The sequence below is a fragment of the Flavobacterium sp. genome, assembly GCF_965284515.1.
Lineage (GTDB): Bacteria > Bacteroidota > Bacteroidia > Flavobacteriales > Flavobacteriaceae > Flavobacterium.
The window spans coordinates 1,297,245-1,321,357 of the sequence record NZ_OZ260089.1; the positions used below are offsets into that span (position 1 = coordinate 1,297,245).

Genomic DNA, 24,113 nt, shown 5'->3' on the forward strand with positions numbered 1-24,113 from the left:
ACATGATTTTGTAAATTTTAATAAATTTTTAAGATTTTTTTTAAAAATAATTGTTTTTTTCAAAATTATTAAATAGGTTTACGCCTTTAAAATAGAAATTATAATTAACCCAGTTTATATGAAGAAGTTAGTTGCATTTACGTTGATTTTGTCATCCCTAGCTAGTTGTAGTAAAGGAGATAGAGGTGAGTTAGTAGGTGTCAAAGGAAAAAAATGGCACCCAGAAAAGCCTTATGGAATGACTTTAATTCCAGGAGGTGCCTTTATTATGGGTAAATCTGACGACGATTTAGCTAATATCCAAGATGCTCCTACAAAGACAGTTACTGTTCGTTCATTTTACATGGATGAAACTGAAATAACTAATAGTGAGTACCGTCAATTTATTGAATGGGTAAAAGATTCAACAATTAGAACAAGATTAGCTATTCTAGCTGATGAGGTTGGTCAAAAGCCTGCTGAAGGAGGTAGAAGTGGTAAAGACGGTGGAAGTATCGGGGATTATGCTTTTGCTGATGCAAATGTTGAAGAGATGTCTGCTTACGATAAATACATGTATGAAAATTACTACAGTATTGGTACAGATGACGATATGTATGCTGGTAGAAAGCTAAATAAAAAAATTAAATTACTTGATGATCCTCAAAAATATCCAGATGAATATTATGTTGAGGTAATGGATTCAATGTATTTGCCAGAGTCTGAATCATATAATGGTTTGAAGACAATGGATGTTTCAAAATTGAAATTTAAATACAGAGAAGCAGATTGGAATCAAGCTGTTAAGAAAAAAGGTCGTAAAGGTCTTTATGAGAATACTAAGCCTATTGAAGTGTATCCTGATACAACTGCTTGGATAAAAGATTTTGCATATTCATACAATGAGCCAATGCATAATGATTATTTTTGGCATCAAGCATATGGAGAATATCCTGTAGTAGGGGTTTCTTGGAATCAAGCTAAAGCATTTTGTGCTTGGAGAACTTTGTATAAGAATTCTTATATTAAAAAGAAAAAAGGTAGAGATCAAGTAAATTCTTTCCGTTTGCCAACAGAGGCTGAGTGGGAGTATGCTGCTAGAGGAGGTATAGAATCTGCTACTTTCCCTTGGGGTGGTCCTTATGCGAAAAATGACAGAGGTTGTTTTATGGCTAACTTTAAGCCTAACAGGGGTGATTATGCAGCTGATGGTGCATTGTATACTGTAGAAGCTAGATCTTATGAGCCTAACAACTACAATTTATACAACATGGCAGGAAATGTTTCTGAGTGGACAGAGTCTTCTTACGATGCTTCTGCTTATGAGTTTGTTTCTACTATGAATCCAAATGTTCCGGACCGTAAAAATCAACGTAAAGTTGTAAGAGGTGGTTCTTGGAAAGATGTTGGTTACTTTTTACAAGTTGCAACACGTGATTTCGAATATGCTGATTCGGCAAGGAGTTATATTGGATTTAGAACTGTACAAGATTATATGGGTACAGGTTCAACTGGAAACAGACCTAAATAATTAAATATTAACCAATTTTATATTTTAACTTAACTAACTAACAAATTTTTTATTATGGGATTTTTAAGCAAAAAAGCAATGAATTTCGCTTACGGTATGGGAGCGGCAGTAGTAATTATCGGAGCATTATTTAAATTAATGCACTGGCCAGGTGCAAGTTTGATGCTTATTGTAGGTTTATCTACTGAAGCATTAATCTTCGGATTATCTGCATTTGACGAGCCAGAAACTGATTTAGATTGGACATTAGTTTATCCAGAATTAGCAAATGGTGTTGCTAACGATAAAAAAGACAAAAAAGAAAATCCAGCTGAAGCTCAAGGGTTATTATCTCAAAAATTAGATAATATGCTTAAAGAAGCAAAAATTGATGGTGCTTTAATGGAAAGCTTAGGAGCAAGCATTAAAAATTTTGAAGGTGCTGCTAAAAGCATTTCTCCAACTGTAGATTCAATGGCTTCTCAAAAGAAATATTCTGAAGAGATGTCACAAGCAGCAGCTCAAATGGAGGCTTTAAACAGTTTATATAAAGTACAATTAGAAAGTGCTTCTAGAAACGCTGAAGCTAATAAAGAAATTGCTGATAACGCTGCTAAATTAAAAGAACAAATGCAGTCTATGACTTCTAACATCGCATCTTTAAACTCTGTTTATGGTGGAATGTTAACTGCTATGAATAACAGAGGATAATTAGTTTTATCGAAAATTAACTTAATTAATAATCAAAAACTAATTACACGAAAATGGCAGGAGGAAAATTAAGCCCTAGACAAAAGATGGTAAACCTAATGTATCTGGTTTTCATCGCAATGCTAGCTATGAATATGTCAAAAGAAGTATTATCTGCTTTTGGTATTTTAAATAACAAAATTATAGAATCAAATGGAATTGCTGATGTTCGTAATCAGTCTTCATTTGAACAATTAGCCCAAAAAGCAGCTGATCAACCAGGTCAATTTGGTGAGAAGAAAGCAAAAGTTGATAAAATCAGAAAATTAGCTAAAGATTTTTCTGCTTATATTGAGGGTATAAAAACAAAAATTACAGCAGATTTAGAAAAAGATGAGGATGGTAATTTACCGTTTGAAGCTATGGATAAAGGTGATGTTGTTGATGAAATGTGGTTCAGTGGTGATAAGCCAACAAAAGAGGGTCAAGAGTTTTTGGATAAAATGGCTGCTTTTGTTTCAGATATTAAAAAAGCTGGAGGTAGTTCTATTTCAGATCCTGAAATGAAAAAAATTGAATCAAGATTCGCAACTCTTCCTGTAAAATCTAAGAGTGCTGGTACTACATTAAACTGGTTAGATTACAATTATAAAGCATTTCCTTTAATTGCTACAGTAACTAAATTATCTCAAATACAAGGTGATATTAAGACTACTGAAAGTGATGTTATTAGTGGAATGTTTCAATCAGATCTTGTTGCTGCTGCATCTTTAACTGCATACCAACCAATAGTTGTTCCTGAAAAATCTGCTTTCTTCCAAGGAGAAGCTGTTAAAGGAAAAGTAATCTTAGGTAAATTTGACCCATCATTAGTAGCTAAGTCTGTTATAGTTAATGGACAAGCTGTTAAGGCTGAAGCTGGGCAAGCTAATTTCTCTTTCAATGCTGGTAGTGTTGGTGAGCATGAAATTACTGGTTCTTTTAACTTTGATGAAAACGGTAAAGTTGTTAGTTTACCAATTAAAGGTAACTATGTAGTTGTACCAAGACCAAATTCTGCTACTATATCTGCAGATAAGATGAATGTTGTATATAGAGGTGTAACTAACCCTATGACTATTTCTTTTGCTGGTATTTCTGATGATAAAGTAAGTGCTTCTGGTGCTGGTTTATCTAAAGGCTCAGGTGTTGGTAAATATAACATGAATCCTGGTTCAGGACGTGAGGTTACAATTAATGTTACTGGTAAATTGCCAGATGGTAAACCGGTAGCTGATAAAAAAATATTTAGAATTAAAGATATTCCAGCTCCAATGGGTACTATTCGTGGAGAATACTCTGCAAAAGGACCAAAAAACAGTTTAGAAGTTTCTTCTGTTGGTGCTAAATTAGAAGATTTTGATTTTGAATTAAATATTGATGTTGTAGGATTTAACATTAAAGTTCCAGGTCAACCAACTATTGTTGTTTCAGGAACTCGTATGGATGGTCGTGCTAAAGCTGCTATAGCTAAAGCAAGTAGAGGTGACTTAGTTGTTATTTCAGAAATTAAAACTAAATTAAGAGGTAGTTCTATTTTATTAAAGAAAACTGCACCTTGTACATTTGAAGTACAATAATAATTAACTTTTAGAGTTTAATTATAAACTAAAAGAATAGAAAAATGAATTGGAGAAATCTTATATTAGTTGTTGCATTAAGTTTAAGTTCTACTTTAACTTTTGCCCAATCTAATTTATTAAATGCAAAAACACCTGATCAAATAGGTAAAAAGACGGAAGCTGAACTAGTTGCTGACAATGATAAACCAATGCCTTACGGTTACGTTCATGATAGAGATATCTTGATGGGTAAACGTACTTGGGAGATTATTGATCTTGATGAACGTGTTAATTTTCCTCTTTATTTCCCAATTGAAGGTGATTTAGGTCCAGATAGAAAGCCTTTATATAAGGTTCTTATCGATGCAATGAAAGATGGTAGAATAACGGAGATTTATGATTCAAGTTATTTTACTGAAAAAAAATCTTTAAAGGATATTGAAGCTTCTTTAGTGTTTATTGATACTACCGATGCTGGTAGAGAATATTATAATGCTGGTGAATCAATTCCTGAAGAGTATATTGTTAAGACTCAAATTGAAGCATTTCACGTTGATGCATACAAAGTTGTAGGTTATTGGTATTTTGACAAACGTCAAGGTGAGTTGAAATACAGAATGTTAGGAATTTGTCCTGTTGTTCCGGATGTATTTACAATGAATAATGATGTAAAAGATTACATAGAATTATTCTGGGTATATTTCCCTGCTGCAAGAGATGTTTTACATGAAGCTAAAGCTTTCAATGATCGAAACTCTGCTATGCCATTTACATTTGATCATTTATTAAATGCGCGTCGTTTTACGGGTGTCATTTACTTAGAGGAGAATGTATACGGTGATCGTCTGATAAAAGATTACATGAAAGAAAATGCTCAAATGCAATTATTAGAATCTGAGCGTGTTAAAGAAAAAATTAGAGATTTCGAACAAGACATGTGGAATTATTAATATAGTTTTTCTCCAATTCATAAAAAACTCTTACCATTGGTAAGAGTTTTTTTTATTTTTACATTATGATAGATTATTTAATTGTTGGTTCTGGAATTGCAGGTATTTCTTTTGCTGAATATGCTAAAAGTAATAATAAATCAATTCTTGTTTTTGATGATAATTCTCAACCTTCCTCCAGAGTTGCAGGTGGAATGTATAATCCTGTTATTTTAAAAAGATTCAGTGAAGTTTGGAAAGCCACTGAGCAACTTATTCTAGTTAATAAGTTCTATGGAAATTTAGAAGAGAAGCTTTCTTGTAAGTTTGATTACAAATTACCAGTTCATAGAGTTTTTAATTCAATTGAAGAACAAAACAACTGGTTCCACGCTTCTGATAAGCCAAATTTATCTCCATATCTTTCTACTGTATTATTAACCAATTCTAATAAAGCTATAAATGCTAATTTTGGTTTTGGCGAAGTTTTGCATACAGGTTATTTAGATGTTAAATGTTTAGTTGAAAATTATTCTAAGCATCTTAAAGATCAAAATTTATTGTTCTCAGAAAGATTTGATTATGCTCTTTTTGAGTTTAAAGATAATTTTATCATTTATAAAGATATTAAAGCTAGGCATCTTGTTTTTGCTGAAGGCTTCGGGTTGCATTCTAATCCATTTTTTAATGATTTACCATTAGATGGAACTAAAGGTGAATTATTGTTGATTAAAGCTCCTAATTTAAATATAGATGCAATTATTAACTCGAGTATTTTCATTATTCCAGTTGGGGGTGATTGTTATAAAGTTGGTGCAACTTATGATTGGAATGATAAAACGAATACTATAACTGATTCTGCTAAAAACGAATTGTTATCTAAACTTAATGACCTAATCAATTGTGAATATGAAGTTTTAGAGCATTTTGCAGGTGTTCGTCCAACTGTTAAAGACAGGCGTCCACTGGTGGGTTCCCATCCAAATTATTCAAATGTTTATATTCTTAATGGACTTGGAACTAGAGGTGTCATGTTAGGTCCTTTTTTAGCTCAACAATTGTTTAATTTTATTGAGCATAATATTCCATTAGATGATGAAATTAATATCAACAGGATATATACAAAAAGGAACTAGTTTATAGTTCTTTTTTTGTTTTCTTGTTTTTGTCATAATGAATAAAAAAATTAATCCAGATATTTCTTGAGACTCTCATCGTAAAAGGCATAAGTAATATTTGAGATATTATAATTACAATAAAAGCTGTTTTTAAATCACTACTAAAAAATATATAAGAAATAATAAAAGCAGCAACAGCGAAAGCAATTCCTACAGCATAGCTCACATACATAGCGCCATAAAAAAACGAAGGTTCTATTTTATATTTCGTCTTGCAATGGCTGCAATTTTCATGCATTTTATAAATTTCCATCAAATTATATGGATTTTCATTCAAATACATACTTTCTTCATGACATTTCGGACAACTTCCTGTTAAAATACTATATAGTTTGGATCCTTTTTTTAACATTTGCAAAAATTTTATACAAAGATACCATTTAAGGTTTCTATCTGTGTAACAATTATTACAAAAATAAGATGCTAAATATTCATAATTTGTCGGTTTCCTTTGGAGGAACATTTTTGTTTGAAGAAGTTACTTTTAGACTGGGCTCTGGAGACAGAGTTGGTTTAGTTGGTAAAAATGGTGCTGGAAAATCAACTATGTTGAAGATACTTGCAGGTGATTTTAAGCCGGATTCTGGTGTTATTGCAACTGAAAAAGAAGTTAAAATGGGTTTTCTTCGTCAAGATATTGATTTTGAACAAGGAAGAACTGTTCTTGAAGAAGCATATCAAGCATTTGAAGAGATTAAAAGAGCGGAGCTTAAATTAGATGAATTGAATCATCAGCTGGTTACTCGAACAGATTATGAATCAGATGAATATCTAAAAATTATTGAAGAATTAAGTGATGTAACGCATCATTATGATGTTTTAGGAGGTTATAATTATGTTGGTGATACTGAAAAAATATTATTAGGACTTGGTTTTAAACGTGAAGATTTCAATAACCAAACCGATACTTTTTCTGGTGGTTGGAGAATGAGAATAGAATTGGCGAAATTACTTTTACAATCAAATGATATTTTACTTCTGGATGAGCCTACAAATCACTTGGATATTGAAAGTATCATTTGGTTAGAAGGGTTTTTAAGAAATTTCACAGGAGTAGTTGTCATTGTTTCGCATGATAAAATGTTTTTAGATAATGTTACCAATAGAACTATTGAAATTTCATTAGGTAAAGCTTATGACTTCAATAAGCCATATTCACAATATTTAGAATTGCGTCATGAAATTCGCGAAAAACAATTGGCTACTCAAAAAAATCAAGCTAAAAAAATTGAAGAAACTGAGAAGTTAATTGAAAAATTTAGAGCTAAAGCCTCTAAAGCCTCAATGGCTCAGTCTTTAATTAAAAAATTGGATAAAGTTGATCGAATTGAGGTGGATGAAGATGATAACTCTGTTATGAATATTTCATTTCCTGTTTCTCAAGTTCCAGGAAGAGTTGTAGTAGAAGCAGAACATGTAACAAAGTCATACGGAGATAAGACTATATTAAAAGATATTTCACTATTAGTTGAGCGTGGTAGTAAAATTGCATTTGTAGGTCAAAATGGCCAAGGAAAATCTACTTTCATTAAGGCAATTGTAAATGAATTTGAATATGAAGGTAATGTAAAGTTAGGTCATAATGTGCAATTAGGTTACTTTGCACAAAACCAAGCAGAATATTTAAATGGTGAAATAACTTTGTTAGAAACAATGCTTGAAGCGGCAACCGATAGTAATCGATCTAAAGTAAGAGATATGTTAGGTTCGTTTCTATTTAGAGGTGATGATGTAGAAAAGAAGGTTAAAGTGTTGTCTGGAGGTGAAAGAAACCGTTTGGCGCTTTGTAAGCTACTTTTACAGCCAATAAATGTGCTTTTGATGGATGAACCAACCAATCACTTAGATATTAAGTCTAAGAACGTTTTAAAGGCGGCATTGCATAAATATGAAGGAACATTGCTTCTAGTTTCTCACGATAGAGACTTTTTGCAAGGTTTGGCAAATGTCACTTATGAATTTAAAGATCAAAAAATAAAAGAATATTTAGGAGATATTAATTTCTTTTTGGAGCAACGTAATGCACAAGATATGCGTGCATTTGAAAAGGTTGATGAAGTGGTTAAGCCTAAAGAAAAAAATACTTCTAAAAGTTTATCATACGAAGATCAAAAGAAAAATAAATCTTTACAAAATAGATTAAGTAAAATTGAAAGTCAAATTCAACACTTAGAAAATGATATTCAAAAAGACGATAAAGAATTGGCTTCAAATTATGATAAACTAATTGAGAATGCATCTTTTTTTACTGCTTATGAAAAGAAAAAGAAGGAATTAGATCAATTGCTTGAAGATTGGGAAATTGTTCAAGAAGAAATTGATTCATTATAAAAAAGAAAGCTAATTATTAATTTAATTGGCTTTTTTACTTAAAAGGATGACGTTGATTCCATTCTAAGTCTGGTTCAAGCTTTTGAAATATTTTGCCAATATATTTATTCAAGAACGAATTAGTATGTAAAATAAATCCAGACATATAAACAGGTTCTGCACCAATTGAACTTTTTATTTCTAAAGCTGTTCTTCCAAATATTATTTTTTTAAAGTTGTTTTCAATTCCAAACTCGGTCATGTTGTAAAGCATATTTAAATACAACATATTATTTTTTTGAACCTCTTCATCATAACCAAGGAAATATGTTTCCAAAACCTCACCGTTAAGCAAAAGGGTATGAAAACCAACCAGTTTATCGTTTAAGAAATAACCAAAAATTTTAAATCTGTTTCGACATTGTTCTTTAAATGTAGAAAAATGATTGTCAGCTAAGAAAAAAGTGTTAAAAGGTGCGTTTTTGGCAACATAATGATAAAGCTCATTGATTCTGTCTTCAAATAAAGAAACATCTTCTAAACTAAGCTCTTTTTCAATTACACCATTATATTTTTTATGTGCTCGTTTGTATTGGTCTCTATATTTTTTTGTAAAAGCAGCAACATAACCTTCTTTTGATTTCCAATTTTCATTCAAATTGAAAATCATATTTGGTTGTGCGTTAAATTCGTAAAGGTTTTTAAAATCATTCTTTTTAAACAGAGTTGCATTTTGTTTGTAAAAATCTTTAAACGAAACAATATGTATTTTAACGCCTTTATTTTTGAAGTAAAGAATAAGTGAATTGCTACAATCAATTAATAATTTGCTTAAACATTCATGTTCAATTTCTTTAGATAATGCATAGGCATTTTGTCCGGTAATCATATTGTTCCCTAAAAAAAGTACATGTGAGGCAAAATTTTTAAAAATGAAATTTCTAACAATTCGTTTAATATAAATATCTCTCTCTCCAAATGACTTAAGTTTGTTTAAATCTAGATATTGAGAAAGAAGAACTCCTACTAAATTATCTTTTTCAAATATTCCTAAGTAAAAACACTCCATATTAGTGGGCGCAGAATCTTCTAACACTTGTAAATAAGGTGTTTGTAAAAAATGATTTGATGCAGCTACTTCATCCCAATTTTCAGGAAGTGTAGCTATGGTTGAATATATTTTAAAAGTAATGTTTTCCAATATAAAAAAATCGTCCCGCAAAAATAGGACGATTGCTATTAAATAAAATGTTAAAGAGGTAACATTTATTGATTTTTATTTCCAAGCGCAGATTATTCCACCCATTATTGACATTACTACTATCCAATATCCTGAAGTTATTGCAGCGTATTTAAATGATTTTTGTTCAAATAAACAGTTTGTGGCTATAACAGGTAAAGAGATGAATAGTCCTGCTAATATTCCATGAAATGCACCGTGCTTAAAAGTTCTAAAAGCATCACCATAATCATTCATAAATTCACCATATGAAGGTTTTGCGCTAACAGCATCGCCTCCTACCATTCCGAGGGCAGAAAATTGATGTATTGTTAGAGGTTGCATAAAAAAAGCCAATAAAAAAGCGAAAACAAAAGTAAGTCCAAAAATTTTTAACATGTTACCTTCTTTGGCTTTTTCATCAGTCATTCCAATTTCTTTCATCCAAATAGTGCCAAAAACTTTTGGGTTGTACCAGATAAATCCAACGACAAAGCTTGATAAAGCAGCTGCTAAAATTGCATAAAAATTAATTTCCATATGATTGTTTTTAAAATTGGTTTAACCAAATATACGAAAATTAACAATTGTTGAATAATTTTAAAAAAGCCTTTCGAAAGAAAGGCTTTTTTAAAATTATTCAGCAGCGACCAGTTTGCTAGCGCTTCTGTATAAGAAATTATTGTAAATATGACGTCTCGCAAATCTACTTGGTGATTCAGCGTTAACCATTTTTATATATGTATTTTTAGGAACACCAAAATATTCATATTTGCTTCCATCAAGAAAATGAACATATAGAACTGTTTTTTCCATGTAGAAATCTAAAATATTTACTGATGTAGTTGTTTTTGTATATTCTGCTTTGTCTTTTTCTAAAGTTTCTGGAGCAATACTAACTAAAAAATGGTACGCCTCAATAGTTGAAGTGCTTAATTCTTCTACTGCTAATTTATCAGCTTCATCCGTAAATTTATCAGGATGGTTTTCTTTCATACTGTTTCTGTAAATTGACTTCAATTCTTTTAAAGTAGCATCTTTTGTTACGTTAAGTAATTTTCTATACTCAACAATTTTTTTCATATTCATAATCAGGGAAATAAAGTGCTTTTCTTTAAAAGCAGTTTTTACTATTTTTTAAATTTCGTGCAAAGGTATTATAAATTAACTAGTTAGACTAATTATTTTTAATTGCATAAAAAAAGCTTCCTATTTCTAGAAAGCTTTCTTTAGTAGCGGGAACAGGACTCGAACCTGTGACCTTCGGGTTATGAGCCCGACGAGCTGCCTACTGCTCTATCCCGCGATGTGCGTTTTGTATTCTCAATAAATAACTTAGTAGCGGGAACAGGACTCGAACCTGTGACCTTCGGGTTATGAGCCCGACGAGCTGCCTACTGCTCTATCCCGCGATTTGTGAGTGCAAAAATACAATGATTATTTGAATATACAAGGTTTTTAATAAATATTCTTTTATTTCTTCTATTCGGCTGATATGACTACCTTTGCACAATAAATAAGTAAAGAATGGATCATAAAGCTGGCTTTGTAAATATTATTGGTAACCCAAACGTTGGTAAATCTACTTTAATGAATGCTTTTGTTGGAGAGCGTTTATCGATTATTACTAGTAAAGCACAAACAACTCGTCATAGAATACTTGGAATTGTTAACGGAGATGATTTTCAAATGATATTGTCAGATACTCCTGGTATTATTAAGCCAGCCTATGAAATGCAAAAATCGATGATGGATTTTGTAAAAAGCGCTTTTGAAGATGCTGATGTGCTTATTTACATGGTTGAAATAGGAGAGAAGGAGTTAAAAGACGAAGCATTTTTTAATAAAATTATTCATTCTAAAATACCCGTTTTATTAATTTTAAATAAAATAGATAAATCAAATCAAGAGCAATTAGACGAACAAGTTGAATTGTGGTCCGAAAAGGTTCCAAATGCCGAGATTTTTGCTATTTCTGCATTAGAGAATTTTAATGTTCAAATGGTTTTTGATAGGATTGTAGAGTTATTGCCTGTTTCTCCTGCCTTTTATCCAAAAGATACTTTAACAGATAAACCAGAACGTTTTTTTGTTAACGAAATAATCAGAGAAAAGATATTATTAAATTACGATAAAGAAATTCCATATGCAGTTGAAATTGAAACGGAGGAATTTATCGAAGATGAAAAAATTATTAGAGTAAGAGCAGTAATTATGGTTGAGCGTGATTCTCAAAAAGGAATCATCATTGGGCATAAAGGTTCGGCTTTAAAAAGAGTTGGAATACAAGCTAGAGCTGATTTGGAAAAATTCTTTGGTAAACAAATCCATTTAGAAACATATGTGAAGGTCAATAAAGACTGGCGAACAAGTGCTTATCAGTTAAAACGTTTTGGTTATAATAATAAGTAACTAAATTTCTTTATTGAGTATTTCTTCAAGTTCGTCCATTTGAGGCAATCCTTTTCTTCTGTTTATTCTTGCGAAAAGATAAAGTATAATCCAGCAACCAATCATCGCAATCATGATTGAAATGTCAAAATTAAAATTTTGATTGAGCCTCCATTTCGAATAACAGATTAAGCTGAAGATTATAAAAATTCCTCCAACAATGAAATGTAAAAACATAAACATTGTCCAGAGAACAGGATCAGGGCCAAAAAGGCCATTAACAGCGGTTTTTCCATCTTCCATTTCTTCTAATTCAAGATGTAATTGCGGAGAATGTTTTTCGCGTTTTAACACGCCAATACTTAGCCAAATATGATTGTCTAATATTTTAATTTTGTAATCTGGATTTAATTTTTCTTTTAATTTTTTAAAATTTTCTATTAAAATAGGAATAGGTTTCTCGGAAACTTTGTAAAACCGATAGCGTAATTTGATTTCTTTGTCTAAACTCATTTGTAAAAAATTAACCATTAACAAGGTACAAAAAATAATATTATATTATAAGATTAGCAATCTAAATAATATAGTTTAGAATTAGAGTCAATAGTAATTATAGAAATCAACAAAAAAAACTACCTTTGCAAATTCAAAAATAGGAGTATGAATAATATTGTTGCCATAGTAGGAAGGCCAAATGTAGGTAAGTCTACTTTGTTTAATCGTTTAATTCAGCGTAGAGATGCGATTGTGGATTCGGTTAGTGGAGTTACACGTGATAGAAATTACGGGAAGAGTGAATGGAATGGAAAAGAGTTTTCTGTTATTGATACTGGAGGTTATATTAAAGGTTCAGATGATGTTTTTGAAGGTGAAATTCGCCGTCAGGTAGAATTAGCTATTGATGAAGCAGACGCTATTATTTTTATGGTTGATGTTGAAGAGGGTATTACTCCAATGGATTCGGAAGTTGCAAAACTTCTTAGAAAAGTGACAAAACCTATTTTAATTGCTGTAAACAAAGTAGATAATGCAATGCGTGAAAAAGACGCTGTTGAATTTTATAATTTAGGTTTAGGCGAATATTATACAATTGCAGGTATGAGTGGAAGTGGAACTGGAGATTTGTTAGATGCTCTTGTTGAAGCGTTGCCTGAAATGCCAGAAGCAGTTGTAGAAGAAAATCCATTACCTCGTTTTACAGTTGTTGGTCGTCCAAACGCTGGAAAATCATCTTTTATCAATGCATTAATTGGGGAAGAGCGTTTTGTGGTTACGGATATTGCAGGTACAACTCGTGATGCTATTGATACGACTTATAATCGTTTTGGATTTGAATTTAAATTAGTGGATACTGCCGGAATTCGTAGAAAAGCTAAAGTAAAAGAAGATTTAGAATTTTACTCAGTAATGCGTTCGGTAAGAGCAATTGAACATAGTGATGTTTGTATCTTAATGATTGATGCTACGAGAGGATTTGAAGGTCAAGATCAAAGTATCTTTTGGTTAGCTGAAAAAAACAGAAAAGGAATTGTAATTTTAGTAAATAAGTGGGATTTAATTGAAAAAGATACCATGTCTACTAAAGAATATGAAGCACGCATTCGTGAAGAATTAAAACCTTTTACCGATGTGCCAATTTTATTCGTTTCGGCTCTTACAAAACAACGTTTATTAAAAGCATTAGAAGCTGCTGTTGAAGTTTTTGAAAATAGAAAACAACGTATCTCAACTTCTAAGTTTAACGATACCATGTTGCCTATTATTGAGCGTATGCCACCACCAGCATTAAAAGGTAAATATGTGAAAATTAAATATTGTATGCAATTACCAACAGCAACGCCTCAGTTTGTTTTCTTTGCGAATTTACCACAATATGTAAAAGAACCATATAAGCGATTTATTGAAAATCAATTGCGACAAGAATATAACTTTAGTGGAGTACCAATAGATATTTATTTTAGACAGAAATAATTACAAAAAAAACTCGTTAGATTTTCTAACGAGTTTTTTTTAATTTATTATGTTAATTGGTTTACCAACTTCCGCCAGCTCCACCGCCAGAGAATCCGCCGCCGCCAAAGCCACCTCCAAATCCTCCACCACCAAAACTTCCTCCTGACGAGCCACCACCAAAACTTCCTCCGCCGTTTCCACGACCAAGACTACTTAAGATAATTACATCCATTAGGCTAGGACCGCCAAAACCACCAGTTCCTTTGTTGTTACCGTTTCCTTTATTTTTTGATATTAAAATGATAAGAACAATTATAAAGAAAATGAAAATGAAAACAGGAATTCCACTTCCTTTATTGTTTTGTTTGCGAGTTCCTTTGTAAGTTCCTTTAATAACTTCAAAAATAGCGTCAGTACCGGCATTTAGTCCGTTATAATAACTTCCTGCTTTAAATTCAGGTATAATTATGTCTCTAACAATTTCGCCAGTTATTCCTGCAGATAAATATTGTTCCAAGCCATAACCAGGCGAAATCCATATTTTACGTTCGTCTCTAGCTAATAAAATTATGACACCATTGTCATTTTTTTCTGTTCCACCAATTCCCCATTCTTGTCCCCACTTAGGAGTAAGAATTCCAATATCTTCACCTTTAAGGCTTTCAATGATTATCACTACAATTTGTGTAGTTGTTGAATCGGAAAAATGAATTAGTTTTTCTTCTAATTGTTGCTTTTCTGAAGCAGATAAAACGTTTGCATAATCATATACACTCGTTTGAAATTTTGGAACATCTGGGATGTTGAATTGAGAAAAACCAATATAATGAAATAGCAATGTGGTTAGAATTACAAAAAAACGAATTAATTTAAATACTAAGTTTGCCATTATCCTTTTGATATTTCATTAGAAAGTTCATTGGTGTCGTCTGACTGATATGGGAAATAATGTTTTAATTTTTCACCTGCTCTTAAAATGCCTTCAACTAAACCTTTCTTAAATTCTTTATTTTTAAAATGCTCTAAAACAATATCTTTTGTACAGTCCCAAAAGTCAGCTTCAACAACATTATTTATTCCTTCATCACCTAAAATTGCAAAGCTTTTATTAGCAACTCCTATATAAAATAACACGCCATTTCTAGCTTCTGTTTTATGCATTTCAAGTGAAGAAAAAACCTCCTTAGCTCTTTCGATAGGAGGTTTTTCAGATGTTTCTTCAATGTGCACGCGAATTTCTCCCGAAGTGTTTTTTTCGGCTGTAACTATAGCTTGAACAATTTCTTGTTCTTCCTCTTTGGTTAAGAAATCTTCGGTTTTAGACATTATTTTGTTTCTTCTTTGTCGTTTCCAAAATCAAATTCTACGTCAACTGGTTTTTCTGCACCAGCAACCGCTTCGAAATATGCTTTTTCTTTAAAACCAAACATGTTTGCAAATAAATTGTTTGGAAAAATTTTAATGTGGTTGTTGTATGGTTTTACAGCTTCGTTAAAACGAGTTCTAGCTGTTAAAATTTGATTTTCAGTACTTGCTAACTCGTCTTGTAATTTTAAGAAATTCTGATTTGCTTTTAAATCAGGATATCTCTCAACTGTAACCAATAAACGAGATAAAGCAGATGAAACACCGCTTTGCGCTTGATTAAATTGCGCTAATTGTTCTGGTGTAATATTTGTAGGATCAATAGTAACAGATGTTGCTTTTGAGCGTGCGTTAATTACAGCTTCTAAAGTTGATTTTTCAAAATCAGCAGCACCTTTAACGGTTTTAACTAAGTTGCCAATTAAATCATTTCTTCTTTGGTAAGATGTATTTACATTTCCCCAGGCCTCTTGTACACTTTGATCTAAAGTAATTGCGTTATTATTAATTCCTTTTACATAGCTGTACATTCCAAATATAACTACGACTGCTATAATCCACGGTAAGAATTTTTTCATAAGTTTAATTTTTTAAAGTTGATTTTTAAGATTTGTTAATTGTGATTTTATAGTTTCTAATTTTCTAATGATTTCAAATTTGTCTAAGGTTTTCTTTTGGTTTTCTTTCAAATGTATTTTTGCACCATCAAGCGTAAAACCTCTTTCTTTAACCAAATGAAAAATAAGTTGAAGGTTTTTTATGTCTTCTGGAGTAAATTTTCGATCTCCTTTTGCATTTTTCTTGGGTTTTATAATATCAAATTCTTTTTCCCAAAAACGAATTAGCGATGCGTTAACATCAAATGCTTTAGCAACTTCGCCAATGCTGTAATATCTTTTCTCTGGTAATTCTAAATGCATTAGTCTAAAGATTGGTTTTCTTGATTGGCAAGTTTTGTAATTTCAACATATTCTTGAGCAGAAATACTCCCGTAATAAAAATTCAACGGATTAATTTTTTCTTTTCCTTTAATTACTTCATAATGTAAATGGGGCGCTTCACTTCGTCCAGTACTTCCTACATATCCTATAATGTCACCTCTTTTTACTTTTTGACCGCGTTTGCAATTGTATTTACTTAAATGGGCATATAAAGTTACATAGCCATAACCGTGGTTTATTTCAATATGATTTCCATATCCTGAAAGTGAATTATCAGCTTTTAAAACAACTCCATCTCCTGTAGCATAAATAGGTGTTCCTGATTTAGCAGTAAAATCCATTCCGTAATGAAATTTTCTAATTTTTGTAAAAGGATCACTTCTGTATCCAAAACCCGAAGCCATTCTTTTTAAATCTTCATTTTTAACCGGTTGAATTGCTGGAATCGCGGCTAATAATTTTTCTTTTTGTTTAGCTAATGCAACAATTTCATCAAGTGACTTAGATTGAATTACTAATTCTTTTGTAAGCATATCAACTTTTTTATTGGTGTTGATTACCAATTCAGAATTATTAAACCCTTCTAAATCTTTATATCTATTTGTTCCTCCAAAACCAGCTTTTCTTTGTTCGTCTGGTATAGGTGAAGTGTTAAAGTAAATTCTATAAATATTATTATCTCTCTCTTCAATTGCACTTAAAACATCAGTCATTAAGTCCATTTTTCGATTCAATAATTTATAGTTTAACTTCATTGATTCTAATTCTCCTGTAAGTAATTTATCTTTTGGAGTTTCAAAATAAGGAGTGTTTATCAATAAGACTAAACATAAAAAACCAAACAGTAATGATGATAATAAAAACAAGAAAATGTAACCAACTTTTTTTCGTTTTTTCGTTTTTATACGTTTATATGCTAAATTTTCAGCATCATAATAATATTTTACTTTAGACATGTTCTAAAATTACTATTTTTGCACCAGTTAAAAATTGGTTTACAATGGTTATACGAACAAATTTAATAAATGTTACGTTTTATACTATTATTTAATGTGAAACTTTTTGTTTGTTAAATATCCTTGTAAAAAATAAATATAGATTTGATAGCAATAAAATGTTATCAAAATGAAAATCAAAAAATAAAGATGAAATCACAAGACATTCGTAAGCAGTATTTACAATTCTTTGAAAGCAAAGAACATTTAATTGTTCCCTCTGCGCCAATTGTTTTAAAAGACGATCCAACGTTAATGTTTAATAACTCGGGAATGGCTCAGTTCAAGGAATATTTTTTAGGAAACGCAATTCCTAAAAGTAATAGAATTGCTGATACTCAAAAATGTCTTCGTGTTTCAGGAAAGCATAACGACCTAGAAGATGTTGGTTTTGATACCTATCATCACACGATGTTTGAAATGCTTGGAAACTGGTCTTTTGGAGATTATTTCAAAAAAGAAGCTATTTCTTGGGCTTGGGAATTTTTAACAGAAGTGTTGAAATTAGACAAAGACCGTTTATATGTTTCTGTTTTTGAAGGTAATCCATCAGAAAATGTACCTTTTGATCAAGAAGCATTCGACTTATGGAAACAATTTGTAAGTGAAGACCGAATCATTAAAGGAAATAAAAAAGATAATTTCTGGGAAATGGGAGATCAAGGTCCTTGTGGTCCTTGTTCAGAGATTCATATCGATTTACGTACCGATGAAGAGCGTGCAAAAGTTTCAGGTTTTTCATTAGTAAATGCAGATCACCCTCAAGTAGTGGAAATTTGGAACAATGTATTTATGGAATTCAACCGTAAAGCAGATGGTTCATTAGAAAAATTGCCAGCGCAACATGTTGATACCGGAATGGGATTTGAGCGTTTGTGTATGGCAATGCAAAACGTTACTTCTAATTACGATACAGATGTTTTTACACCGCTAATCGAAAAAGTAGAATCAATTACAGGCTTAAGATATACACCTAATAATGTCACTCTGAGCGTAGACGAAGAGTCAGAAGAGCAAAACAAAACGAATATAGCCATTCGTGTTATTGTAGATCACGTTCGAGCGGTTGCTTTTGCTATTGCAGATGGACAATTGCCTTCAAATACAGGAGCAGGTTATGTAATTCGTAGAATTTTGCGTCGTGCTATTCGTTACGGATTTACATTTTTAGGAACGAAAGAACCTTTTATTTATGAATTGGTTGCTGTTTTGGCTAATCAAATGGGAGAATTTTTCCCGGAAATTAAAACACAACAGACTTTAGTAACTAATGTAATTCGTGAAGAAGAAGCTTCTTTTTTAAGAACTTTAGATCAAGGACTACAATTATTAGATAACGTAATTGCAAATACAAAAGGCAAACAAGTGGATGGTGCAAAAGCATTTGAATTATATGATACTTTCGGGTTTCCAATTGATTTAACTGCCTTAATTTTAAGAGAAAGAGGTTTTGATTTAGACGAAGCTGGATTTGATAAAGCAATGCAAGAACAAAAAAGTCGTTCGCGTGCAGCTTCTGAAGTTTCAACGGATGATTGGAAAATACTAGTGGATGGAAATACAGAAACTTTTGTAGGTTATGACCAAACGGAAAATGAAGTAAAAATCACTCGTATTCGTAAAGTAGATTCTAAAAAAGATGGTGTTTTATACCAAATTGTTTTAGATGCAACTCCATTTTATCCAGAAGGTGGTGGGCAAGTTGGTGATAAAGGAGTTTTAGTGTCTGCTAATGAAACCATTGAAATTATTGATACTAAAAAAGAAAATAATTTAATATTACATATTGCTAAAAAATTGCCTGAAAACATTTCAGCAAGTTTTGTGGCGAAAGTAAATACCGATTTAAGATCAGCTTCTTCTAAAAATCATTCAGCTACGCATTTAATGCATTTGGCTTTGAGAACTATTTTAGGAACTCATGTGGAGCAAAAAGGTTCATTGGTTAACCCAAATTATTTGCGTTTCGACTTTTCTCATTTTTCTAAAGTAACAGATGAAGAAATCAAGCAAGTAGAAGATTTTGTAAACCAAAGAATTCAAGAGCAAATTCCGTTAATTGAGAGAAGAAGTATTCCAATTCAACAAGCTTTGGATGAAGGAGCAATGGCTTTATTTGGGGAAAAATATGGTGATAATGTTCGTGCGATAAAATTCGGAGATTCAATGGAACTTTGTGGTGGAATTCACGTTGCAAACACAGCAAATATTTGGTCTTTTAAAATCACGTCAGAAGGTGCTGTTGCGGCAGGAATTCGTCGTATTGAAGCAATTACTGGTGATGGTGTTAGAGCTTATTTTGCTAATCAAGAAAATACGTTAGCTGAAATAAAAGAGACGTTGAAAAATCCTCAAGATACAATCAAAGCGGTAGTTTCATTACAAGATGAAAATGCTAAGTTGAAAAAACAAGTTGAGCAACTATTGAAAGATAAAGCAAAAGGTTTAAAAGGAGATTTAGCTGCTCAAATTAGAGAAGTAAAAGGAGTTAAATTCTTAGCTGCTCAAGTCGATTTAGATGCAAATGGAGCAAAAGATTTAGCTTATGAATTAGGAAATAGCGAAGCCAATTTATTCTTAGTTTTAGCAACTGCAACTGATGATAAACCAATATTAACTTGCTACATTTCAAAAGAATTAGTAGAAGCAAAAGGTTTAAATGCCGGACAAGTAGTTCGTGAATTAGGAAAATACATCCAAGGTGGTGGTGGTGGACAACCGTTCTTTGCAACTGCTGGTGGAAAAAATATTGATGGGATAAAAGAAGCTTTGGAAAAAGCAGTTGATTTTGTAAAGTAAAACTTTAAATATTGTTTTAAAATAATAAAGCTCTGAACTGATTCAGAGCTTTTTTTATTCAGTTACCGCAATTGCTTCAATTTCAATCAGCCATTCTTTCTTACCTAAAGCCTCAATTCCTACTAAAGTACTTGCAGGGTAATTTTCATTACCTAAAAACTCTTTTCTAATTTTTCTAAAAATTGGTAAATCTATTTCAGGATTAAAATTAACAATATAAGTGTTCATTTTTACAACATCTTTAAAAGTTGCGTTACATTTTTTAAGTTGGCTAGCTATATTTTGAAATGTTGCGATAGTTTGTTCTTCTAAATTTTTTCCATTACCAATTTGACCAGAAATATATAAAGTCTTGTAGTTGCCTGTTGTTACAACAACAGTTTGAGAAAACCCTTCATTTGGGTCAATGTATCCTTTTTTAATCATCTTTTTTGTGTAAATCTAAATGAAAATTAAAAATAGTAGTTTTTTTAGTAAAACTAAATTAAATTTGGACTTAAAACTTACACACTTGCAGTTTACAACAAAAATTACAATTCCTAAAAGTAATGCTCCAATAGATTATAATTCGAAAATTATGTCATTGGGTTCTTGTTTTGCGGAAAATATGGGTGAAAAGTTTAATTATTTTAAATTTCAGAATACAGTTAATCCTTTCGGTATTATATTTAATCCGGTTTCAATTGAAAAATTGCTAAATCGAATTGTAAACAAAATTGAATTCACGGAAAAAGACATTTTTTTTCATAATGATTTATGGCATTGTTATGAAGTGCATTCTGAATTGTCAAATTCCAATAAAGAAGATTTTTTAAAAGAATTAAATCTTTTAATCTTTCAATCTTTCAATTTTTTAATTCAAACTTCTCATCTAATAATTACTTACGGAACCTCATGGGTCTATCGAAATTTGGAAACTAACGATGTAGTTGCCAATTGTCATAAAGTGCCGCAAAAACAATTTAAAAAAGAATTACTTTCGATTGAAACTATTGAAGTATCTATTCAAAATTCAATTGATTTAATTCAAAAAGTAAATTCTAATTGTAGTTTCATTTTTACCGTTTCACCAGTTAGACACATAAAAGATGGATTTGTAGAAAATACATTAAGTAAAGCACATTTAATTTCTGCAATTCATTCAACCCAGAAAATAAAACCTATAAATTATTTCCCGTCATACGAAATTATGATGGACGAATTGCGCGACTATCGTTTTTATAATTCTGATATGTTGCATCCAAACCAAGTTGCTATTGATTATATATGGATAAAATTCTTTGAAAATTATGTTTCTGAAACCGAGTTTGAAACTAAGAATGAAGTATGTAGTATTCAAAAAGCATTGAAGCATAAACCATTTAATCCCGATTCTGAAAACCATAGAAAGTTTCTTCAAAATTTGAACGATAAAATGACTAATTTAGCTGAAAGGTTTCCGCAAATTAAATTTTAAACAATGAACTTTTTTAATACTATTTCAGAGATAAGAAAGTGGATAGTTCTTGCTCTTTTAGGCTTGGTACTTTTTTTTGGATATAAATTCTTTTTTGGTAAAAAATCTTCGTCATCTATTGAATATGATACCAGTTTAATTCAACAACAAATTAAAAATGTAGGGAAGTTGGTTGTAACCGAAGGTCATTTCGCTGAGGTAATGACTTATAAAGACAAAAAAGAAACGTATGTTCCGGGTTTATCTTTTGATAAAAAAGCTATTGTAGTAATCAATGCTGATGTTACCGTAGGTTTTGATTTAAGCTTAGTTCAATATGATGTAGATGAAGAAAAGAAAACCGTTACTATATTAAGTATTCCAAAAGAAGAAATTAAAATTAGTCCAGACATTAAGTATTATGACATAGAATTTAGCAGTTTTAATGAGTTCTCTCCTTCAGATTATAATAAGATTAGTAAAATAGCAAAGATAAATTTAACTAAGAAAATTGAAAAATCATCTTTGAAGTCAAATGCGAAAAATAGATTACTATCTGAGTTGTCAAAAATGTTAATTGTAACTAATACTTTAGGTTGGACATTAATATATAATGGCGAAACTATAAATGATAAAAATGAATTTAAATTATAAAAAAAAGCCCTGCATGTGCAGGGCTTTTTTTTATAATTTACTTTGAAGACTTGTCCAGCCACCACCGTTAATACAATCAATTCCATTTTCTTTAAGAATTGAAGTGGCTTGAGCGCTTCTTACTCCAGATCTACAACAAGCAATTACTGGTTTATTCCATTTTTTAATTTCTGAAATCTTACTATGTAAAACTTGAAGTGCAATGTTTTTTGAACCTTCAATATGTCCGTCATTATATTCTTCTGTAGTTCTAACGTCTAAAATAACAGCGCCTTTTTCAACATATTCTTGAATGTCATTTGTTTTATTTCCTAAGCCTAATAAATCTAAAATTCCCATAAGTATTATTTTTCAACAAATATATATGTATTGATAAATTCAATTAGTAACTTAAGTTACATTATATTTTCTCTGATTCTAAAATTAAACCTAATCCATTATTAATTAGTTTAGCAACTTCGGGACGTTGATTTTTTATATTGTTTAAATGAGAAATTACGTCTTCCAATAATGAATTGTTATTTGATTCTTTACAAAGTTCTGCAATTTCAACAGATAACAACCAGTCTTTTGGGTGATTCTTTTTTATTTTTTCAAAAATACTATTCAAGGTTAAGCTAGAAACCTTATTTTCTCTAATTTCTCTAACACTATTGTATAATCCTTCTAACTCAATTCTAGAATCTGAAAATTTTGGTTTTATTGTTGTTGATGAAGGAACATGAGTTATTAAATCAAAACTATTAACATCAGCAGGGCCAGAGTAAGCAGAAATTACATCTTTACCCACAGCCATATCATAAATACCCCATTCAGGTTGAAATAAAATAGTATCACCTTGAGTTACAGTACAGTTTTTAAATTTTATGATGAGAATTTTTCCGTGTAAATTTCTTGTTCCTGTTACAATTTCACCGCTAACTTTTATATTGCCTTCAAATTCTAATGTTACCGCTTTTTCTTCATAAATATCATAAGCACTTAAGTCTCTAGGGCTCATATCTTCAATTGCGATGTTAATGCCTTTTAATTTGCCAATTGGTGAGCCAAAACCATCAGCATGATATTCTGTTCCGTGACTTACTAATTCTTTCTCTCTGTATGCTAATGCCGTTTTACCTGTAGTTTGAATATAAACTGGCTTTCCGTCGTTCTCAATAACATTTGTAAATACACCTGATATTTGTAATCCCGTACTCAATTCAATAGTTCCAATACTTTTAGAATCTACTAATTTTTTTATAGCAGACAATCCTCCTCTTCTAATAGCCATTTTATTAGCAAATTCTTCAAGAACCGAACTTAAATGGGCAAAGTCAGGAGTTACATATAATTGAGGTTGAGGTTTTGTGATATCAAAACTTTGTTGAGCTGCTGAAATATCGTAAGGTATTTTCTTTACATTATCCGTCATACACCATTCACTTTCACCTATTGAAGAAAGTAACCCTGCACCGTAAATTTTTGGGTTTTCTACAGTTCCAATTAAACCATATTCAACGGTCCACCAATGAAGATTTCTAATTTGAGCCATTTCAGATAATTCACCCATATTGTTTTGGAGAAATTCAACTTGAGCTTCTGCTTTGTCAATTTCTTCCTGAGGGGTGTCTTCTGCTTCTTTTAATATAGATAATAATCGAATAGCTTCGTACATTTCATAATCATGAGAAGAAGAGATGGCTTTGCATCCAATTTCTCCAAACCTTCTTAAATATTCAGCATATTCTGGATTTGCAATAATAGGAGCATGTCCAGCGCCTTCATGAATGATGTCTGGTGCCGGAGTATATTCAATATGTTCTAACTGTCTAATATCTGAAGCTATAACTAAAACATTATAAGCTTGGAATTCCATAAATGCATTAGGCGGAATAAAACCGTCAACGGCTACTGCGGCCCAGCCTATTTCTTTTAGGATTCGATTCATTCCATACATATTTGGAATGTTATCAATTTCTAACCCAGTTTTTTTTAAGCCTTCTAAGTAAGAATTGTGTGCAACTTTTGAAAGATAATCAACATTTTTACGCATTACATAACGCCAAACAGCTTGGTTGATTGGTGTGTAGTCGCTATATTCTTGCGGTTTAATAAATTGTTTAAGATGACTAGGAAGCCTATCTATTAATGGGTTACTTTCAATTGCAGAATTCATAGTGTA

Annotated in this window: 24 protein-coding genes and 2 tRNA genes; 11 read left to right on the top strand and 15 right to left on the bottom strand. The window is 31.2% G+C overall.

The annotated features are described in order from the left end of the window. The first annotated feature begins 118 nt into the window (after positions 1-118). From gldK to ACQ65T_RS05935, 5 genes are all read left to right on the top strand, one after another. Complete coding sequence (gene gldK / locus ACQ65T_RS05915) at positions 119-1,510, top strand: gliding motility lipoprotein GldK (RefSeq protein WP_430400168.1); 1,392 nt, start codon at positions 119-121, stop codon at positions 1,508-1,510. 54 nt (positions 1,511-1,564) lie between these two features. Continuing rightward, positions 1,565-2,200 carry a gliding motility protein GldL gene (gene gldL / locus ACQ65T_RS05920; protein ID WP_430400169.1) on the top strand — a complete coding sequence of 212 codons (636 nt, stop codon included), beginning with the start codon at positions 1,565-1,567 and terminating at the stop codon, positions 2,198-2,200. 53 nt (positions 2,201-2,253) lie between these two features. Then, entirely contained in the window at positions 2,254-3,798 is a 1,545-nt protein-coding gene (gene gldM, locus ACQ65T_RS05925) for a gliding motility protein GldM (protein ID WP_430400170.1), read from the top strand. 44 nt (positions 3,799-3,842) lie between these two features. Next, positions 3,843-4,730: a gliding motility protein GldN gene (gene gldN / locus ACQ65T_RS05930; RefSeq protein WP_430400171.1), complete on the top strand. Its 888-nt coding sequence runs from the start codon at positions 3,843-3,845 to the stop codon at positions 4,728-4,730. A gap of 65 nt (positions 4,731-4,795) precedes the next feature. Continuing rightward, positions 4,796-5,845, top strand: coding sequence for an NAD(P)/FAD-dependent oxidoreductase (locus ACQ65T_RS05935; protein WP_430400172.1), 1,050 nt, complete (start codon positions 4,796-4,798; stop codon positions 5,843-5,845). A 1-nt stretch (position 5,846) separates the two neighbouring features. On the opposite strand, the gene ACQ65T_RS05940 is transcribed toward ACQ65T_RS05935, so the two are convergent. Then, complete coding sequence (locus ACQ65T_RS05940; protein WP_430400173.1) at positions 5,847-6,239, bottom strand: DUF983 domain-containing protein; 393 nt, start codon at positions 6,237-6,239, stop codon at positions 5,847-5,849. Between the two features lie 68 nt (positions 6,240-6,307). Here ACQ65T_RS05940 and ACQ65T_RS05945 point away from each other — a divergent pair, with 68 nt between their 5' ends. Then, on the top strand, positions 6,308-8,218 hold the full coding sequence (locus tag ACQ65T_RS05945) for an ABC-F family ATP-binding cassette domain-containing protein (RefSeq protein ID WP_430400174.1): 1,911 nt from the start codon (positions 6,308-6,310) through the stop codon (positions 8,216-8,218). Positions 8,219-8,252: 34 nt separating this feature from the next. Here ACQ65T_RS05945 and ACQ65T_RS05950 read toward each other — a convergent pair whose 3' ends face one another. The 5 genes from ACQ65T_RS05950 to ACQ65T_RS05970 all read right to left on the bottom strand — a co-directional run bounded on the left by ACQ65T_RS05950 (position 8,253) and on the right by ACQ65T_RS05970 (position 10,828). After that, positions 8,253-9,398, bottom strand: a complete 1,146-nt coding sequence (locus ACQ65T_RS05950; protein ID WP_430400175.1) for an 8-amino-7-oxononanoate synthase — start codon at positions 9,396-9,398, stop codon at positions 8,253-8,255. 75 nt (positions 9,399-9,473) lie between these two features. Next, positions 9,474-9,956, bottom strand: a complete 483-nt coding sequence (locus ACQ65T_RS05955) for a DUF1761 domain-containing protein (protein ID WP_430400176.1) — start codon at positions 9,954-9,956, stop codon at positions 9,474-9,476. 96 nt (positions 9,957-10,052) lie between these two features. Then, positions 10,053-10,499: a KTSC domain-containing protein gene (locus ACQ65T_RS05960; RefSeq protein ID WP_430400177.1), complete on the bottom strand. Its 447-nt coding sequence runs from the start codon at positions 10,497-10,499 to the stop codon at positions 10,053-10,055. 150 nt (positions 10,500-10,649) lie between these two features. Continuing rightward, positions 10,650-10,722, bottom strand: a tRNA-Met gene (locus ACQ65T_RS05965). A 33-nt stretch (positions 10,723-10,755) separates the two neighbouring features. Next, positions 10,756-10,828, bottom strand: a tRNA-Met gene (locus ACQ65T_RS05970). 115 nt (positions 10,829-10,943) lie between these two features. Between ACQ65T_RS05970 and era the strand changes: the two genes are divergently transcribed. Beyond that, positions 10,944-11,828 carry a GTPase Era gene (era, locus tag ACQ65T_RS05975; protein WP_430400178.1) on the top strand — a complete coding sequence of 295 codons (885 nt, stop codon included), beginning with the start codon at positions 10,944-10,946 and terminating at the stop codon, positions 11,826-11,828. Here the strand turns inward: era and ACQ65T_RS05980 are convergent, their stop codons facing one another. Beyond that, positions 11,829-12,320, bottom strand: coding sequence for a hypothetical protein (locus ACQ65T_RS05980; protein ID WP_430400179.1), 492 nt, complete (start codon positions 12,318-12,320; stop codon positions 11,829-11,831). A gap of 147 nt (positions 12,321-12,467) precedes the next feature. Here ACQ65T_RS05980 and der point away from each other — a divergent pair, with 147 nt between their 5' ends. Beyond that, the gene (gene der, locus ACQ65T_RS05985) at positions 12,468-13,778 is read left to right on the top strand and encodes a ribosome biogenesis GTPase Der (RefSeq protein WP_430400180.1); all 1,311 of its coding nucleotides are present in this window, start codon (positions 12,468-12,470) and stop codon (positions 13,776-13,778) included. A 61-nt stretch (positions 13,779-13,839) separates the two neighbouring features. Here the strand turns inward: der and ACQ65T_RS05990 are convergent, their stop codons facing one another. Genes ACQ65T_RS05990 through ACQ65T_RS06010 form a run of 5 tightly spaced genes read right to left on the bottom strand, consistent with a single transcriptional unit; the run spans position 13,840 to position 17,022 of the window. Next, complete coding sequence (locus tag ACQ65T_RS05990; RefSeq protein WP_430400181.1) at positions 13,840-14,649, bottom strand: TPM domain-containing protein; 810 nt, start codon at positions 14,647-14,649, stop codon at positions 13,840-13,842. Beyond that, positions 14,649-15,086 carry a TPM domain-containing protein gene (locus ACQ65T_RS05995; protein WP_430400182.1) on the bottom strand — a complete coding sequence of 146 codons (438 nt, stop codon included), beginning with the start codon at positions 15,084-15,086 and terminating at the stop codon, positions 14,649-14,651. The genes ACQ65T_RS05990 and ACQ65T_RS05995 overlap by 1 nt, the downstream gene beginning before the upstream one ends. Beyond that, positions 15,086-15,703: a LemA family protein gene (locus tag ACQ65T_RS06000; RefSeq protein ID WP_430400183.1), complete on the bottom strand. Its 618-nt coding sequence runs from the start codon at positions 15,701-15,703 to the stop codon at positions 15,086-15,088. The genes ACQ65T_RS05995 and ACQ65T_RS06000 overlap by 1 nt, the downstream gene beginning before the upstream one ends. A 12-nt stretch (positions 15,704-15,715) precedes the next feature. Continuing rightward, complete coding sequence (locus ACQ65T_RS06005) at positions 15,716-16,045, bottom strand: MerR family transcriptional regulator (RefSeq protein WP_264560474.1); 330 nt, start codon at positions 16,043-16,045, stop codon at positions 15,716-15,718. Beyond that, positions 16,045-17,022: a M23 family metallopeptidase gene (locus ACQ65T_RS06010; protein WP_430400184.1), complete on the bottom strand. Its 978-nt coding sequence runs from the start codon at positions 17,020-17,022 to the stop codon at positions 16,045-16,047. The genes ACQ65T_RS06005 and ACQ65T_RS06010 overlap by 1 nt, the downstream gene beginning before the upstream one ends. Positions 17,023-17,211: 189 nt before the next feature. Here ACQ65T_RS06010 and alaS point away from each other — a divergent pair, with 189 nt between their 5' ends. Next, positions 17,212-19,860: an alanine--tRNA ligase gene (gene alaS, locus ACQ65T_RS06015; RefSeq protein ID WP_430400185.1), complete on the top strand. Its 2,649-nt coding sequence runs from the start codon at positions 17,212-17,214 to the stop codon at positions 19,858-19,860. A gap of 54 nt (positions 19,861-19,914) precedes the next feature. Here the strand turns inward: alaS and ACQ65T_RS06020 are convergent, their stop codons facing one another. Beyond that, on the bottom strand, positions 19,915-20,286 hold the full coding sequence (locus ACQ65T_RS06020; RefSeq protein WP_430400186.1) for a RidA family protein: 372 nt from the start codon (positions 20,284-20,286) through the stop codon (positions 19,915-19,917). Between the two features lie 85 nt (positions 20,287-20,371). On the opposite strand from ACQ65T_RS06020, the gene ACQ65T_RS06025 reads away from it, so the two are divergent. Together ACQ65T_RS06025 and ACQ65T_RS06030 are read left to right on the top strand one after the other, a co-directional pair. Beyond that, positions 20,372-21,316, top strand: coding sequence for a GSCFA domain-containing protein (locus tag ACQ65T_RS06025; protein WP_430400187.1), 945 nt, complete (start codon positions 20,372-20,374; stop codon positions 21,314-21,316). Between the two features lie 3 nt (positions 21,317-21,319). Beyond that, complete coding sequence (locus ACQ65T_RS06030; RefSeq protein ID WP_430400188.1) at positions 21,320-21,949, top strand: DUF4230 domain-containing protein; 630 nt, start codon at positions 21,320-21,322, stop codon at positions 21,947-21,949. Positions 21,950-21,979: 30 nt separating this feature from the next. Here the strand turns inward: ACQ65T_RS06030 and ACQ65T_RS06035 are convergent, their stop codons facing one another. Both ACQ65T_RS06035 and ACQ65T_RS06040 read right to left on the bottom strand, forming a co-directional pair. Further along, entirely contained in the window at positions 21,980-22,288 is a 309-nt protein-coding gene (locus ACQ65T_RS06035; protein WP_430400189.1) for a rhodanese-like domain-containing protein, read from the bottom strand. A 61-nt stretch (positions 22,289-22,349) separates the two neighbouring features. After that, the gene (locus ACQ65T_RS06040; RefSeq protein WP_430400190.1) at positions 22,350-24,107 is read right to left on the bottom strand and encodes an aromatic amino acid hydroxylase; all 1,758 of its coding nucleotides are present in this window, start codon (positions 24,105-24,107) and stop codon (positions 22,350-22,352) included. Between the last annotated feature and the right edge of the window lie 6 nt (positions 24,108-24,113).